Below are 15,213 nucleotides of genomic sequence, written 5' to 3'. Positions count from 1 at the left end.
GGTGGCTGTGAGCAATGTGGATAAGATCGACAACACCTCACTCATCCCCGACTTGTCCCCAGAAGGCGAAAAGCCGAATTTCTCGCCAACCTCCTCAAAAGATTGAAAAATCACCTTTCTTTTCCACATATGGGCTTGCGATCTCGAAATCTCTCCAAATTTATGGCCGGGGCGCGACAAATTGGACAGGCAAGGGACGAACTTTAATCCTTGCTACTCACCGACTCTAAGAAATAGAAACCTTTTAATATATGTTTGGTTTTATATAGGACGACGTCTGTGACCGATGAACGCCGGAAGATCCTGCGGGTGCTGAGCGGCGAAACGCTCACCCCTCCTCCCCTCTGGCTGATGAGACAGGCAGGTCGCTATCTACCCGAATATCGTGAAACGCGTGCGAAAGCCGGAAGTTTCCTCGATCTCTGTTATACGCCCGACTACGCTGTCGAAGTGACGCTGCAGCCGATCCGGCGTTATGGCTTCGATGCTGCCATTCTCTTCTCCGATATTCTCGTCATCCCCGATGCGCTGAAGCGGAATGTTCGCTTCACCGAGGGACATGGGCCGGAAATGGATCCAATCGACGAGACGGGTATCCTGGCTTTGAAACCAGAGGGCATTCTGGCGTATCTAGAGCCGGTCATGGAGACGGTGCGACGGCTGCGGCGGGACTTGCCCCAGGAAACCACGCTTCTTGGCTTCTGTGGAGCTCCCTGGACCGTTGCGACCTATATGATCGCCGGACACGGCACCCCGGATCAGGCTCCTGCCCGGCTGTTTGCCTATCGCTATCCTAAGGCCTTCGAACATCTGCTGATGCTGCTTGCCGAGATCTCGGCCGATTACCTCGTGGCGCAGATCGATGCCGGTGCGGATGCCGTGCAGATTTTCGATTCCTGGGCGGGCGTGCTTGGTGAGAAGGAATTCGAGGCTTTCGCCATCAAGCCCGTTGCGAAGATGATCGCGTCGATCAAGACGCGGCGGCCGCGGGCTCGGGTAATCGCCTTCGCCAAGGGAGCGGGCTATCTGCTGAAAACCTATCGGCAGAAGACCGGCGCTGATGCGATCGGGCTTGATTGGTCGGTACCGCTTGCTTTCGCGCGGGAGCTTCAGAAGGACGGCCCGGTGCAGGGCAATCTCGATCCCATGCGTGTCGTTGCCGGCGGCAAGGCGCTGGACGACGGGATCGACGATATCCTGCAGCAGCTCGGGAATGGCCCACTGATCTTCAATCTCGGGCACGGCATCACGCCCCAGGCCGATCCGGCGAACGTGGCGACGCTGGTCGAACGCGTGCGGGGATGGAGGAGCTGATGACGGTGGAAAAGCAGACGGATTCCGCGGCGGGCCAGAAGGCCGGACGGCGGGCCTATTTCATGATCCTGATCTTTGCGGCGCTGGCGATCGGGCTTTTCGCCTGGCATCCGGCCGATCTTTATCTCTGGATCAAGGCGCTGCACATCATCGCCGTGATCTCGTGGATGGCCGGCATGTTCTATCTGCCGCGGCTTTTCGTCTATCACACCGATGCCGAACCCGGCTCCCAGCAATCCGAGACGTTCAAGGTGATGGAACAGCGGCTGCTCCGCTACATCATCAACCCGGCGATGATCCTGACCTGGATTTTCGGGCTTTATCTTGCCTGGTCGGTGTATGATTTTCAGGGCGGCTGGCTGCATGCCAAGATCGGGCTTGTCTTGGTTCTCTCGGGCGTTCACGGCCATTTCAGCAGTGCGGTGCGCGCCTTCGCCCGCGACGAGAACAAGCATTCGGCGCGCTACTGGCGTGTCATGAACGAGGCGCCGACGCTTTTGATGATCGCAATCGTCATTCTCGTGGTCGTCAAGCCGTTTGCGTGAAGCGGGGCTGTATTAGGGGCGGCGTTAAATTTCTTTCATTTTGCCTGCCCCCCTTGCGGTTCAGAAAGTGAGTCGCTATTTTCCCGCCATCTTCTCTTCGTGGCATGTATCCATTCTGTCGCCCGCGAGCGCCCCTATCGCGGTTCTGAATACGAGCAACATTGCCTTTCCCCTCCTAAAAAAATGAGTAATTCCCTTCATGGCTGAAATGAAGCTTCAGGAACTGAAAAATAAATCCCCGACCGATCTCCTGGCCTTTGCCGAATCGCTCGAGGTCGAAAACGCCAGCACGATGCGCAAACAGGAACTGATGTTTGCAATTCTGAAGGAATTGGCGAGCCAAGACGTAGAAATCATCGGCGAGGGCGTCGTCGAAGTTCTGCAGGACGGCTTCGGTTTCTTGCGTTCCGCGAATGCAAATTATCTTCCCGGTCCGGACGATATCTATATCTCCCCCTCCCAGATCCGCCGCTTCTCCTTGAAGACCGGCGACACGGTCGAGGGACCGATCCGCGGACCGAAGGAAGGCGAACGTTATTTCGCGCTCCTTAAAGTCAACACCATCAATTTCGACGATCCGGAAAAGATCCGTCACAAGGTTCACTTCGATAATCTGACGCCGCTCTATCCCAATGAGCGCTTCCGCATGGAACTCGACGTACCCACGTCGAAGGATCTTTCGCCCCGCGTGATCGATCTTGTTGCACCGCTCGGCAAGGGCCAGCGCGGCCTGATCGTCGCTCCGCCGCGCACGGGTAAGACCGTCTTGCTGCAGAACATCGCCCATTCGATCACCGCCAATCATCCGGATTGCTACCTGATCGTTCTGCTGATCGACGAGCGTCCGGAAGAAGTGACTGATATGCAGCGCTCCGTCCGCGGCGAAGTCATCTCGTCGACCTTCGACGAGCCGGCCGTGCGCCACGTCCAGGTCGCCGAAATGGTCATCGAAAAGGCCAAGCGCCTCGTCGAGCACGGCCGCGACGTCGTCATCCTGCTCGATTCCATCACCCGCCTCGGCCGCGCCTACAACACCGTCGTTCCCTCCTCCGGCAAGGTCTTGACGGGTGGTGTTGACGCCAACGCCCTGCAGCGCCCGAAGCGCTTCTTCGGTGCCGCGCGTAATATCGAAGAAGGTGGTTCGCTGACGATCATCGCGACGGCCCTGATCGATACCGGCAGCCGCATGGATGAAGTGATCTTTGAAGAGTTCAAGGGTACCGGTAACTCGGAAATTGTTCTTGACCGTAAGGTCGCCGACAAGCGCATCTTCCCGGCGATGGATATCCTCAAGTCCGGTACGCGCAAGGAAGACCTTCTCGTTCCGCGTCAGGATCTGCAAAAGATCTTCGTTCTTCGCCGTATCCTCGCGCCCATGGGAACGACCGATGCGATCGAATTCCTGATCGACAAGCTCAAGCAGACGAAGAACAACCCGGATTTCTTCGATTCGATGAACACCTAACCTGCTACGGGATTGCTCCTGTCGAAGGATTATCGGCGTTGAATAGTGCTATGATCGGGCTGCGTTATGCGGCCCGATTTTGTTTTTGATGTATCGAATGTCGAAGTCAGAAATTCTTCGGCAATCGATTCGGATGCGGTTCGATCTGATGTTGGCGACAAGTGAGACAATCTATGCACTATCCAGCGGCGGCTTGCCCGCTGGAGTTGCTGTGGTGCGTATCAGCGGAAATGGAGCCTTTCGCGCGGCCAGGTCGCTTGGTGGCGCGTTGCCGATGCCACGACAAGCGGCTCTTAAAACGATTCGGACTCGTAACGGTCTAATTATCGACCGAGCTCTTGTCCTGACTTTTCCCGGTCCTGCCTCCTTCACGGGTGAGGATTGCGTGGAAATTCACGTTCATGGCGGCAAGGCGGTGGTGAACGCGCTCCTCGACGAGCTCTCGCGCTTCGAAAACTTTCGCCTAGCGGAACATGGGGAGTTCTCCCGACGAGCGCTGGAAAATGGAAAGATGGATTTGGTCGAGGTAGAAGGCCTTGCCGATCTTATCAGCGCCGAAACCGAGATGCAGCGGCGGCTCGCAATGGAGCATGCCGCCGGCGGGCTATCGGACCTCTATAACAGCTGGGCGGATCGTTTAACGCGCGCGCGTGCTCTGATCGAAGCGGAGCTGGACTTTGCCGATGAGGATGATGTCCCCGGCTCCGTATCGGATATGGTCTGGGCGGATATGAAGCAATTGCACCGCGAACTGTCTGATCATCTTGCAGGCGCCGATCTGGGCGAGATCATTCGCGACGGGCTAAAGGTGGTGATCGCGGGCCCACCCAATGCCGGCAAATCCAGCCTGATGAACGCGCTAGCGAAGCGCGAAGTGGCGATTGTCACAGACATTGCCGGGACCACCCGTGACGTGCTGCACGTCGATCTGAACATCGAGGGATATGCAGTCAAGCTCTACGATACGGCGGGGCTTCGGGAGACTAACGAGATCGTCGAGCGTGAAGGCATTCGCCGTGCGTTACGCACAGTGGCAGACGCAGATCTGGTTTTATCTCTGGCCGAAATCGGCGAGGAACCGCAACGCACCTTTCCAGGCTTTGCCGGCAAGGTGCTAACCGTCGGAACAAAATCTGATATTCACCCCGGCATTCACAATGGCTATGATATACTGATTTCGGCTGTGGACGTCGCCGGATTGAATGAGTTGCATGACCTTCTTCGGCGGGATTTGCAGGCGCGTTCGGGAATGCTGTCCCTAGCTCTTCCTAGCCGTTTGCGTCATCGCACATTGCTGACCGATAGCCTTGGTGCAGTCGCGGCAGCGCTCGCGTCCGAAGATCGAGGTCTGGATATCAGAGCGGAATACTTGCGGCAGGCGGCCACGAGCTTGGGACGAATAACCGGACGCATCGATGTTGAAGATCTACTGGATGTGATCTTCTCAGAATTCTGCATCGGCAAATGATTCACGTGAAACAGAGAGCGGCATACCCTCGCTGAACGTTTCACGTGAAACCTTCTTGACTCCTGAAATTGGTGTGCCAAACAAACGGCACGACCGAGGGCTTGATGATGTTCGATAAAGCGTATGATGTGATTGTTGTGGGCGGTGGCCATGCCGGGAGCGAAGCTGCCGCTGCATCGGCGCGCTTGGGCGCGCGCACGGCGCTCGTGACGCATAGGCGCGAGACGATCGGTGTCATGTCCTGCAATCCCGCGATTGGCGGACTTGGCAAGGGTCACCTGGTTCGCGAAATTGACGCTCTTGACGGCTTGATGGGCCGCGTCGCGGATGCGGCGGGCATTCAATTTCGCATGCTCAATCGCAAGAAAGGCCCGGCGGTGCGCGGCCCCCGCACCCAGGCGGATCGGAAGCTGTATCGTCTGGCCATGCAGGCAGAGATCGCCGCCATCGACAATCTCGATGTTATAGAGGGTGACGCTTTCGATCTTGCCTTCGAGCACGGCCATGTGTCCGGCGTGATCTTGAAGGACGGGCGTCATATTCCCTGTGGTGCCGTCGTCCTGACAACAGGGACTTTTCTTCGCGGCCTTATTCACATCGGCGTTAAAAAAATACCGGCGGGCCGCGTCGGAGAAGAACCCTCTATGGGACTCTCGAATACGTTGCTCCGGCACGGACTGGCATTGGGTCGGTTGAAGACCGGGACACCTGCCCGGCTTGATGGTGCAACGATCGATTGGGACTCGGTCGGGCGTCAGGGTGCGGATGAAGATCCGACGCCCTTTTCCTTCATGACGGATGCTATCGTGAATCCGCAGATCGAATGCGGTGTTACCCGCACGACGCCGGAAACGCATAGAATTATTGCTGAAAACCTGAAGCGGTCGGCGATGTATTCAGGGCAGATTGAAGGTGTCGGGCCACGCTATTGTCCGTCCATAGAGGACAAGATCGTCAAGTTCGGTGAGCGTGACGGCCACCAGATCTTTCTGGAGCCAGAAGGTTTGGACGACAGCACGGTCTACCCAAACGGCATATCCACGTCCCTGCCGGAGGAGGTTCAAGAGGAGTTCATCAGGACCATTCCGGGTCTGGAACGAGTTCGCATTCTCCAACATGCTTACGCAATCGAATACGACCATGTCGATCCGCGCGAATTGAAACTGTCCCTGGAGGTGGAAAAGATTCCCGGTCTTTTTCTGGCGGGCCAGATCAATGGCACAACGGGATATGAAGAAGCTGGTGCTCAGGGGCTCGTTGCGGGACTGAATGCTGCGCGTTTAGCGGCGGGCGGCAAATCAATCGAGTTCAGTCGGACGGAATCCTATATTGGGGTGATGATTGACGATTTGACCTCGCGCGGCGTCGCGGAGCCCTATCGCATGTTTACATCGCGGGCGGAGTATCGTCTATCGCTGCGGGCAGACAACGCAGACGTTCGTCTGACGCCGATGGGTATTGGCCTAAGCTGCGTCGCTTCTGATCGGGCCATGCGCTTCGAGCAGTATATAAAGACTCTTGACCAGGCCCGCGATCGCTTGAAGAGCTTGACGGTTACGCCGAATGAAGCGGAACGCGTCGGAATGCATCTCAACAAGGATGGCCAACGCCGCTCGGCTTATGAGCTTCTTTCGCATCCGGGCCAGTCCGTTGAAAGTCTCTCGCGCATTTGGCCGGAACTGCATTCAATGCAGCGAAAGATTGGCGAGGCGATAGAAATCGAGGCGGCCTACGCTGTTTATATGGATCGCCAGACCGCCGATATCGTTCAGGTTCGGAGAGAGGAAGAGCGCGCCATACCGGCAGAATTCGACTTCTCCGTTATTTCGGGATTATCCAACGAGCTGAAGCAGAAGCTCACGGCCGCCCGCCCCAAGAATATCGCGCAAGCATCACGCCTTGACGGAATGACGCCGGCTGCAATCTCTTTGCTGTTGGCTTATCTAAGGAAGTTGGGTACAGCCGAAGAGCAGAAACTCGTTTCCTGACAATACAAGGTTAGAGAGTCCATAATATGGAATTGAACGGCGTACGTGTTTCACGTGAAACACAGGAGCGGCTGCAGCATTTTGCACAACTCTTTCAAAAATGGGCAAAGACCATCAATCTTGTCGCGCCGTCCACAATCGATGATCTCTGGCGTCGCCATATTTCAGACAGTGCGCAGATTTTTCAATTGCATCCCGTAACCGATCATTGGATTGATTTGGGAAGCGGTGGCGGATTTCCGGGCGTGATAACTGCAATCCTGCTTGCAGAAAAAGGCGCAGGTCATGTCGATCTGGTCGAGAGCAATCAGAAGAAAGCTGCTTTTCTGCGCGTCTGTCTGCGTGAATGCGATGCCCGCGGCGCGGTTCATGCCATTCGTATCGAAGAGGCACCCGCAGCCATCCAAAACTGCGATATGATCTCCGCTCGCGCCCTTGCGGAGCTTGAGACATTGCTGGACTACGCGGAGCCTTGGCTCATGCGCAATGAAAATCTCCGCCTTCTGCTGCACAAAGGCCGGGATTACGAGCGGGAGCTTCAGAAAGCCCGTGGTCGTTGGCAATTCGATCTGGTAAAACATCAGAGCGTCGTTGAGCGAGATTCGGTTATTTTGGAATTCAGCCACCTTCGACGCCTGATTTAACCATAATTGGATATGCGGCAGATGATCGGCGAGCGAAACCGGATTATTACCATCGCAAATCAAAAGGGCGGCGTCGGTAAGACGACGACTGCAATCAACCTCGCGACGGCCCTTGCCGCCATTGGCGAGCGTGTCCTGATCGTCGATCTTGATCCGCAGGGCAATGCCAGCACGGGTTTGGGTATTGAACGGCGCGATCGCAAATTGTCTTCCTATGATCTGCTCGTCGGTAGCCACGGTATCATGGACACGGTGCAGGAAACGGCCGTACCGAATCTCTTTATTGTGCCGTCGACGATGGATCTGCTCGGGATTGAGATGGAGATTGCGCAGCAATCTGATCGCGTCTTCAAGCTGCGCCGTGCGTTGAATACGCCAGATGCCCTTTCCTTTTCCTATATTCTCGTTGATTGCCCGCCCTCGTTCAATCTCCTGACGATGAACGCGATGGCTGCGGCGCATTCCGTTTTGGTGCCGTTACAATGCGAATTTTTCGCCCTGGAAGGCCTCAGTCAATTGCTGGAGACGGTCGATCAGGTTCGGCGCACGGTCAATCCATCCCTGGACATCCAGGGGATTGTGCTAACTATGTTCGATTCCCGTAATAATCTAGCGCAGCAAGTGGTGAGCGACGTACGGACCCATCTGGGCGAAAAGGTCTACCACACGTTGATTCCACGCAACGTGCGCGTGTCCGAGGCGCCTTCCTATGGCAAACCAGCCATTCTTTACGATCTGAAGTGCGCTGGCAGCCAGGCCTATCTCCAACTGGCTTCCGAAGTCATTCAAAGAGAGCGGCAGCGGAAAGCTGCCGCCTGATATCTAGTATTTGTTTCAGGGTGAGTATCGGCAATGAATGATGATCTTTCGAAGCGGCGCCTTGGGCGCGGACTGGCGGCTCTCATCGGGGAGATGGATCAGCCGACGCCCCTGGATGCAAGCCGACCGGCGGTCAATCCCGATCGCTTGGTCCCGATCGAATTCATCAGCCGCAACCCGCGCAATCCTCGCCGCTATTTCGACGAGACCGAGTTGCATGATCTTGCCAGCTCCATTCGCCAACATGGCATCGTACAGCCGGTCGTCGTTCGCACCACCTCGGTCGATCGCTATGAGATCATCGCCGGTGAACGGCGCTGGCGGGCGGCGCAGCTTGCCGGTCTGATCGAAATTCCAGTGATCGTTCGCGATGTCGATGACAAGACAGCGCTTGAGATCGCCATTGTCGAGAATGTGCAGCGAGCGGATCTCAATCCCTTGGAAGAGGCGCTGGGTTACGAGCAGCTGATTGCCGAACACGGCTATACGCAAAACGATCTCGGCGAAATCATCGGCAAGAGCCGCAGCCATGTCGCCAACTCTCTGCGTTTGTTGAAGCTCCCCGACCCGGTGCGTGATATGCTTGCCGCGGGTTCGCTTTCCGCCGGCCATGCCCGCGCCCTGGTTTCGACCTCCGATCCGACAGGGCTTGCGAGGACCGTTGTTTCAAAGGGAATGTCGGTTCGCGATGCCGAGCGTCTCGCGCAGAACGACATTAAGGCTCAGAATGACCCCCGCCCCGCCGGCGCGCGCAGGGATGAAAAGGATTCCGATACGCTGGCGCTCGAGCGCACACTGTCGGACACGCTCGGTCTGGATGTCTCGATCAATCACCGCGGCAATGGCGGGCAGGTGAAGATCAGCTATAAGACGCTAGAGCAGCTAGAGGAAATCTGCCGGCTGCTGGAGCGCCGGTAACATAGAGAAAATGTAATAAGAACAATATATTAGCGGAAAGCTCTGGCTTTTTCCGAGATTTGCGCGCGTTTGATTCCCGTGAAACATCAGCCCTTGCGGGCTGATTGGAGAGTGGTCGCAAGCAGCGTTTGCGTTGCGATCGTATCTTCGAGGCTGGCGCGCTGACGCGTCTGCAGAATGGCCATTTGCAGCCTGTTCATCTCGCGGGCAATGGCGGGAGCGTTCCAGCTTTTCAGCGCCTGCTCGATCACGGGCTTTCGTCTGAAATGGAGATGGCGCCCATGCGTCTGCATGACCTGAGCGGGTGCGAGGCGCTTTTCATCCATCTCGGCCCGCATCGTGTCAAGCATCTGAAACTGCCTCAGACAGCCTTGCAAAACGAGAAACATCGGCGTTTTGGACGAAGCGATTTTCTGCATGGCATGCAGAAAGGCGCCGGAATCCCCTTTTAGAATCGCATCAACGGCATCGTCGGTGGAAATGGCGCTGGCATCGCCAATAATTTCGATCACGTGCTCTTCTTCGATCGTCCCCTGCCCGCGGCAGTAAAGCGCGAGCTTGCGCACTTCGTTGCGCGAGGCGATGCGGTCGCCACCGAGAAGTTCGAGCAGCGCCTGGCGGGCAGCAGATGAGATGCGCAGGCCTTCATTTGCCAATTCGGTGTCGATCAGATTATTGAGGGCTCTTGCGTCATCGGCATAGCAGGGAATGGTCGCGACAGCTCGAGCCGGCTCTGCCACCTTGCGCAATCCCGATCCCTTCTTCAGATCGCCAGCCTCGACAATGACAAAACTGGCATCGGGCGGATTGTCCGCGATGATCTGCAGCGCATCGACCAGCGCCTTCTCATTGGCGGCGCCGCGAATCCAGACGAGCTTTTCGCCGCCGAACAGGCCGATCGCGTTGACTTCGTCAAGCAGGCGGCCAGCGTCATTCTGCAGGTCGCCGACGTCAAGCTTTATGAGGGAAAATGCGTCGTTGAGATCGACGCCCGTCTTGCCGGCAATCTGCGCGGCGCGTTCGGAAACGAGACCGCGATCCGGACCATAGATCACGAAGATCCGGTAATTGCGCGCGGCATTTTGCAGGAATCCGTCAAATTCATGAGACTTGATTTCTGCCATGCCGCGCTCTCTATCAGCGGCTGAGCGCAGCGCCGATGTCGGCTGCTACCATCTCGGCGACTTCGCGGGCGGCACGGTCTTCCGAATCACGGATTGCGCGCTGCTTGGCAAATTCCTGCGTCGGGAAGTCGACCAGCGAAGTTACCGCACGGCTACCGGACTTGATGACCTTGCCGGTGCTGATCTCCTTCAATGTGAAGGAGGCGGTCACAGTCGTGCGGCCTGCGGCCGACGTACTCGAAGACGGCAGATAAAGCACGCCGCCGGTGCCGGAGCTGACGCTCAGGTCGACACTGTATTTCGGCGTCTTGGTCTCCCCTGCACCGCGCCCGGCGATGAAGATCAGCTGGTTGCGCACCTGGAGGCCCACGCGCGTGTTGACATCAGAGAAGGAAACTTCCGACAGCTTCTGCGTAACGCCCGTGCTGACGGCATAGAGCGGCCGAACCTGACATGCAGACAAGAGGCCGGCAACGGCCACCAGAGAGGCAACGCCGGCCATGCGGGCGAATTTGAAAAGTCTATCAGACGACAATGTTTACGATCCTCTGTGGAACGACGATGATCTTCTTTGGCGCCTGACCATTCAATGCGCTTGTAACGGCGTCCAGGGCGAGCACGGCCTGTTGCACGGCATTCTGATCTGCATCGCGCGCGATTGTCAATTCGGCGCGCTTCTTGCCGTTGATCTGAACGGGATAAACGATCTCGTTCTCGATCACGAGCGCCTCGTCATAAACGGGCCATGGGCTGGTTGCGACCATGTTGACGTTGCCAAGCGCAGCGGAGCATTCCTCGGCCAGATGCGGCGTGATCGGCGCGACCAGCGCAATCAGAATTTCCACGGCTTCGCGAACGGCAGAGCGATAGGCGCTATCGGCCTGACCGGCGGCGACCTTGCCGAGCGGTGCCGCCAGCGCATTGACGAATTCATAAATGCGCGCCACGGCCTTGTTGAAGGCGAGCTTGTCGTAATCGCCCTGAACCGCCTTCAGCGTGCGGTGGGCGATCTGCGAAATCGCCAGGGCTTCACCTTCCTTAGCCGGCGCAGGTTCGACCGCCTTCAGGACATCGGCGGCTTCGGAGACCAGGCGCCACATGCGCTGGGTGAAACGATGTGCGCCTTCGACGCCGGCTTCCGACCAGATGACATCGCGATCGGGCGGCGAATCGGAGAGCACGAAGAAGCGTGCCGTATCAGCGCCATAGGAGGCGATGATATCGTCGGGGTCGACGACGTTCTTCTTCGATTTCGACATCTTCTCGATCGAACCGATGGCGATGTCTTCACCTGATGACAGCAGTGTGGCGCGGCGCTGGCCGTCGACTTCCTCGATCCTGATATCGGCCGGCGACACCCATTCGCGCGTCAGGCCGCTGCCGCGGCTATAGGTTTCGTGCACGACCATGCCTTGCGTGAACAAGCCCTTGAAAGGCTCCTTCACGTCAAGATGGCCGGTTTCGCGCATGGCGCGGGTAAAGAAGCGCGAATAGAGCAGGTGCAGGATCGCGTGTTCGATACCGCCGATATACTGGTCGACAGGCAGCCAGTGATTGGCGGCCTTCGGATCCGTCGGCTGATTTTCCCAGGGAGCGGTGAAGCGGGCGTAATACCAGCTCGAATCGACGAAAGTATCCATCGTATCGGTTTCACGGCGAGCATCCTTGCCGCATTGCGGGCAGGCGACATGCCGCCAGCTGGCGTGCCGGTCGAGCGGATTGCCCGGCTGGTCGAAAGTCACGTCGTCGGGCAGCTTGACCGGCAGATCCTTCTTCGGCACCGGCAGCACGCCGCAGTCATCGCAATGGATGACCGGGATCGGGCAGCCCCAGTAACGCTGACGGGAGATGCCCCAATCGCGCAGGCGGAAATTCACCTTGCGCTCAGCCTGCGGCGTGTTGCCGAGGCTCGTCTCAGAGAGCTTCGTCGCCACCGTCTGGAAGGCTTCCTCGGTGCTCATGCCGTCGAGGAAGCGCGAATTGATCATCACGCCATCGCCGTCATAGGCGACGTCGCCGACGGTAAAGCTCGCAGCATCGCCATCAGCGGGCATGACGACGGGAACGACCGGCAGGCCATACTTGCGGGCGAAATCCAGGTCGCGCTGGTCGCCGGACGGGCAGCCGAAGATGGCGCCCGTGCCATAGTCCATCAGCACGAAATTGGCGATGTAGACGGGCAGCTCCCAGGATGCGTCAAAGGGATGGTGGACGCGGATGCCGGTGTCCATGCCCTTCTTCTCGGCGGTTTCGAGTGCTGCCAGCGAGGTGCCGGCACGGCGGCATTCCTCGCAGAAGGCTTCGATGGCCGGATCCTTGGCAGCCGCTTCCTTGGCGAGCGGATGGTCGGCCGAGATCGCCAGGAAGGAGGCGCCGAACAGCGTATCGGGACGGGTGGTGTAAACGGTGATCTCGCGATCGCTGTTGGGAGCTGTTTCGGCCACGATTTCCCAGCGAACCGTCAGGCCCTCGGAGCGCCCGATCCAGTTCTTCTGCATCAGCCGCACTTTTTCCGGCCAATGATCGAGCGTATCCAGAGCATCCAGCAGTTCCTGGCTGAACTCTGTGATCTTGAAAAACCACTGCGTCAGCTCGCGCTGCTCGACCAGAGCGCCCGAGCGCCAGCCGCGGCCGTCGATGACCTGCTCATTGGCGAGAACGGTATTGTCAACCGGGTCCCAGTTGACCTTGGACTTCTTGCGGTAGACCAGGCCCTTCTCCATCATGTCGATGAAGAGCATCTGCTGACGGTGATAATAATCGACGTCGCAGGTCGCGAACTCGCGGCTCCAGTCGAGCGACAGCCCCATGGCCTTCAGCTGGGTGCGCATGGAGGCGATGTTCTGGTAGGTCCATTCCTTCGGATGCACTTTATTGTCGCGTGCGGCGTTTTCCGCCGGCATGCCGAAGGCGTCCCAGCCCATAGGATGCAGCACGTTATAGCCGCGGGCGCGCTTGTAGCGGGCAACGACATCGCCCATAGCGTAGTTACGCACATGGCCCATATGGATGCGGCCCGACGGATAGGGAAACATCTCTAGGACGTAATATTTCTCACGCGGATCGGCATTATCTGTCACGAAGACCTTCTCTTCGTTCCATTTTTCCTGCCAGCGGGGCTCGGCATCGCGCGGATTATAACGTTCGCTAGTCATCTGTTCTTGTATTCCGGAAAATCATGGGAAGTAAGGGGTGACCTTCACCACGAAACCACCCAAGCGTCAAGTTTAGCAGCCGCAGCAAGTGCCTTATCTTGCAATGCAAAGCCGGATTCGGTCGCATTCGCCCTTGGCAAAGCCTGCGAGCCTCATTACTGCAAAGTTTGAGAAGCAAGCCAAATATCGAGGCGAGAAGATGGAACTTCAAGAGCGCTTGGACGAAGTCCGTTCCCATATCGCGGCTGCCGAGCGTCAGGCCGGCCGAGCTGCCGGCTCTGTGCAGCTCGTTGCCGTTTCCAAGACCTTCGATGCCGATCAGATCCGCCCGGCGATTTCGGCCGGCCAGCGGGTGTTTGGCGAAAACCGCGTGCAGGAGAGCCAGGGCAAGTGGCCGGAGCTGAAGACCGAAACGCCCGGGATTGAACTGCATCTAATCGGGCCGCTGCAATCGAACAAGGCCGCAGACGCCGTGGCGTTGTTCGACGTGATCGAAACCATTGACCGGGAAAAGATAGCGCGAGCCATTGCCGATGAAATCAAGCGGCAGGGCAAGGCCATTCGGCTCTACGTGCAGGTCAATACCGGGTTAGAGCCGCAAAAGGCAGGTATTGCGCCCGACGATACGGCCAGTTTCGTCGATCTCTGCCGCAAGGAGCTCGGGCTCTCCATAGACGGCCTGATGTGCATCCCGCCCGCCGACGAAAATCCGGGGCCGCATTTTGCCCTGCTTGCAAAGCTCGCCAAGCAGGCCGGCGTCGAAAAGCTCTCCATGGGCATGTCGAGCGATTATGAAATCGCAGTTGCTTTCGGCGCGACCAGTGTTCGCGTCGGCTCGGCGATCTTCGGCGCGCGATAGGTTAAAAAAGCTCTGGCCGTTACTTTTTCCTGCGTTGTGCAGGATGGACAAGGTGGCGTAGCTGCACCATCGCCATCGGTGTCGATAGGCTTGCGGAATCGACAGCCAGCGTCAGCTCGTTGCTGCCGCGCTTGACGGCTCGTGCCAGCACCTCGAAGACGCTGGCCGTCGTCAGCTGCAATGCCCGCTCCTCATCCATCCCCGAAAGCAGGCGCGACAGGAAGACTGCAGACAGGAGATCGCCGAGCCCATTCGGTGCGCCTTCGACGCTGCGATGCTCGGCAAGCAGCGCGTTTCGGCCGCTGAGATAGAGGTTCCCGATACCACCGGCCATCATCGGAACGGCGGACGTCACCAGCATGCGCGACGGTCCAAGCGCGAGCGCCGCCTCCATGATGGCGTTGTTATCCTCGAGCGGCGCTCCCGCCAGCCAGGCAAGCTCATAGCGGTTCGGCGTTGCGAGCGACGCCAGCGGGATCAGGTGGTCCCGGATCGCTTCCGCTGTCGCCTGCTGCACATAGAGCCCGCCGGCATCGCCGATGACGGGATCGCAGGCATAGAGAATATCCGGGTTTTTCTCCCGCAGAGCCGTCACCAGCCGGGCGACGGCATGCGCCTGGGCGGCGTTGCCGAAGTAGCCCGATAGGACGGCCTTGACCTCGGAAAGCCAGGGTGCGGCGATAAGATCGTCAATCGCATGGTCGAAATCGGCTTCGTTGAAGGTTAGCCGCGTCGAGCGGCCATGGCCAGGGTGCCATGGCAGAACGATGGTCGGCAGCGCCCAGACCGGATGGCCGAGTGTTTCCAGAGCAAAGACTGCAGCGCGATTGCCAACGGACCCTCGAACGACATGACTGGAAATGACGATAACGGCGCCGGCCGACACTTGCGACATGATTGTGCTTTCAGTTCAG

Annotated in this window: 13 protein-coding genes; 9 read left to right on the top strand and 4 right to left on the bottom strand. The window is 58.1% G+C overall.

The features are described 5' to 3' along the window. Nucleotides 1-279 precede the first annotated feature (279 nt). The 8 genes from hemE to FHT73_RS16065 all read left to right on the top strand — a co-directional run bounded on the left by hemE (nucleotide 280) and on the right by FHT73_RS16065 (nucleotide 9,161). Nucleotides 280-1,314, top strand: coding sequence for a uroporphyrinogen decarboxylase (gene hemE / locus FHT73_RS16100; protein ID WP_112606944.1), 1,035 nt, complete (start codon nucleotides 280-282; stop codon nucleotides 1,312-1,314). Further along, nucleotides 1,314-1,859, top strand: coding sequence for a protoporphyrinogen oxidase HemJ (hemJ, locus tag FHT73_RS16095; RefSeq protein ID WP_181476394.1), 546 nt, complete (start codon nucleotides 1,314-1,316; stop codon nucleotides 1,857-1,859). Before hemE ends, hemJ begins: the two co-directional genes overlap by 1 nt. A 199-nt stretch (nucleotides 1,860-2,058) precedes the next feature. Further along, nucleotides 2,059-3,324 (top strand): transcription termination factor Rho, encoded by a 1,266-nt coding sequence (gene rho / locus FHT73_RS16090; protein ID WP_015341775.1) that lies wholly within the window; start codon nucleotides 2,059-2,061, stop codon nucleotides 3,322-3,324. A gap of 133 nt (nucleotides 3,325-3,457) precedes the next feature. Then, nucleotides 3,458-4,792 carry a tRNA uridine-5-carboxymethylaminomethyl(34) synthesis GTPase MnmE gene (gene mnmE / locus FHT73_RS16085; protein WP_183713033.1) on the top strand — a complete coding sequence of 445 codons (1,335 nt, stop codon included), beginning with the start codon at nucleotides 3,458-3,460 and terminating at the stop codon, nucleotides 4,790-4,792. Between the two features lie 107 nt (nucleotides 4,793-4,899). Then, nucleotides 4,900-6,780 (top strand): tRNA uridine-5-carboxymethylaminomethyl(34) synthesis enzyme MnmG, encoded by a 1,881-nt coding sequence (mnmG, locus tag FHT73_RS16080; protein ID WP_183713030.1) that lies wholly within the window; start codon nucleotides 4,900-4,902, stop codon nucleotides 6,778-6,780. Between the two features lie 26 nt (nucleotides 6,781-6,806). After that, on the top strand, nucleotides 6,807-7,424 hold the full coding sequence (rsmG, locus tag FHT73_RS16075) for a 16S rRNA (guanine(527)-N(7))-methyltransferase RsmG (RefSeq protein ID WP_183712920.1): 618 nt from the start codon (nucleotides 6,807-6,809) through the stop codon (nucleotides 7,422-7,424). Between the two features lie 21 nt (nucleotides 7,425-7,445). Continuing rightward, the gene (locus FHT73_RS16070) at nucleotides 7,446-8,243 is read left to right on the top strand and encodes a ParA family protein (RefSeq protein ID WP_015341771.1); all 798 of its coding nucleotides are present in this window, start codon (nucleotides 7,446-7,448) and stop codon (nucleotides 8,241-8,243) included. A gap of 33 nt (nucleotides 8,244-8,276) precedes the next feature. Further along, on the top strand, nucleotides 8,277-9,161 hold the full coding sequence (locus FHT73_RS16065) for a ParB/RepB/Spo0J family partition protein (protein ID WP_183712918.1): 885 nt from the start codon (nucleotides 8,277-8,279) through the stop codon (nucleotides 9,159-9,161). A gap of 86 nt (nucleotides 9,162-9,247) precedes the next feature. Here FHT73_RS16065 and holA read toward each other — a convergent pair whose 3' ends face one another. The 3 genes from holA to leuS are packed head-to-tail and all read right to left on the bottom strand — an operon-like array spanning nucleotide 9,248 to nucleotide 13,440. Next, nucleotides 9,248-10,285 carry a DNA polymerase III subunit delta gene (gene holA, locus FHT73_RS16060; protein WP_183712915.1) on the bottom strand — a complete coding sequence of 346 codons (1,038 nt, stop codon included), beginning with the start codon at nucleotides 10,283-10,285 and terminating at the stop codon, nucleotides 9,248-9,250. A 13-nt stretch (nucleotides 10,286-10,298) separates the two neighbouring features. Then, nucleotides 10,299-10,820, bottom strand: coding sequence for an LPS assembly lipoprotein LptE (gene lptE, locus FHT73_RS16055; RefSeq protein ID WP_112606938.1), 522 nt, complete (start codon nucleotides 10,818-10,820; stop codon nucleotides 10,299-10,301). Next, the gene (gene leuS, locus FHT73_RS16050) at nucleotides 10,810-13,440 is read right to left on the bottom strand and encodes a leucine--tRNA ligase (protein ID WP_183712912.1); all 2,631 of its coding nucleotides are present in this window, start codon (nucleotides 13,438-13,440) and stop codon (nucleotides 10,810-10,812) included. Before leuS ends, lptE begins: the two co-directional genes overlap by 11 nt. 199 nt (nucleotides 13,441-13,639) lie before the next feature. Between leuS and FHT73_RS16045 the strand changes: the two genes are divergently transcribed. Beyond that, nucleotides 13,640-14,299, top strand: a complete 660-nt coding sequence (locus FHT73_RS16045; protein ID WP_112606934.1) for a YggS family pyridoxal phosphate-dependent enzyme — start codon at nucleotides 13,640-13,642, stop codon at nucleotides 14,297-14,299. A 19-nt stretch (nucleotides 14,300-14,318) separates the two neighbouring features. Here FHT73_RS16045 and pdxY read toward each other — a convergent pair whose 3' ends face one another. Then, nucleotides 14,319-15,194, bottom strand: a complete 876-nt coding sequence (gene pdxY, locus FHT73_RS16040) for a pyridoxal kinase PdxY (RefSeq protein WP_183712909.1) — start codon at nucleotides 15,192-15,194, stop codon at nucleotides 14,319-14,321. Nucleotides 15,195-15,213: the final 19 nt, after the last annotated feature.

The organism is Rhizobium sp. BK098, assembly GCF_014193155.1.
Classification (GTDB): Bacteria; Pseudomonadota; Alphaproteobacteria; order Rhizobiales; family Rhizobiaceae; genus Rhizobium.
The sequence above is the reverse complement of the archived record's forward strand: the minus strand, read 5'-3'. Positions and strand labels throughout refer to the sequence as shown.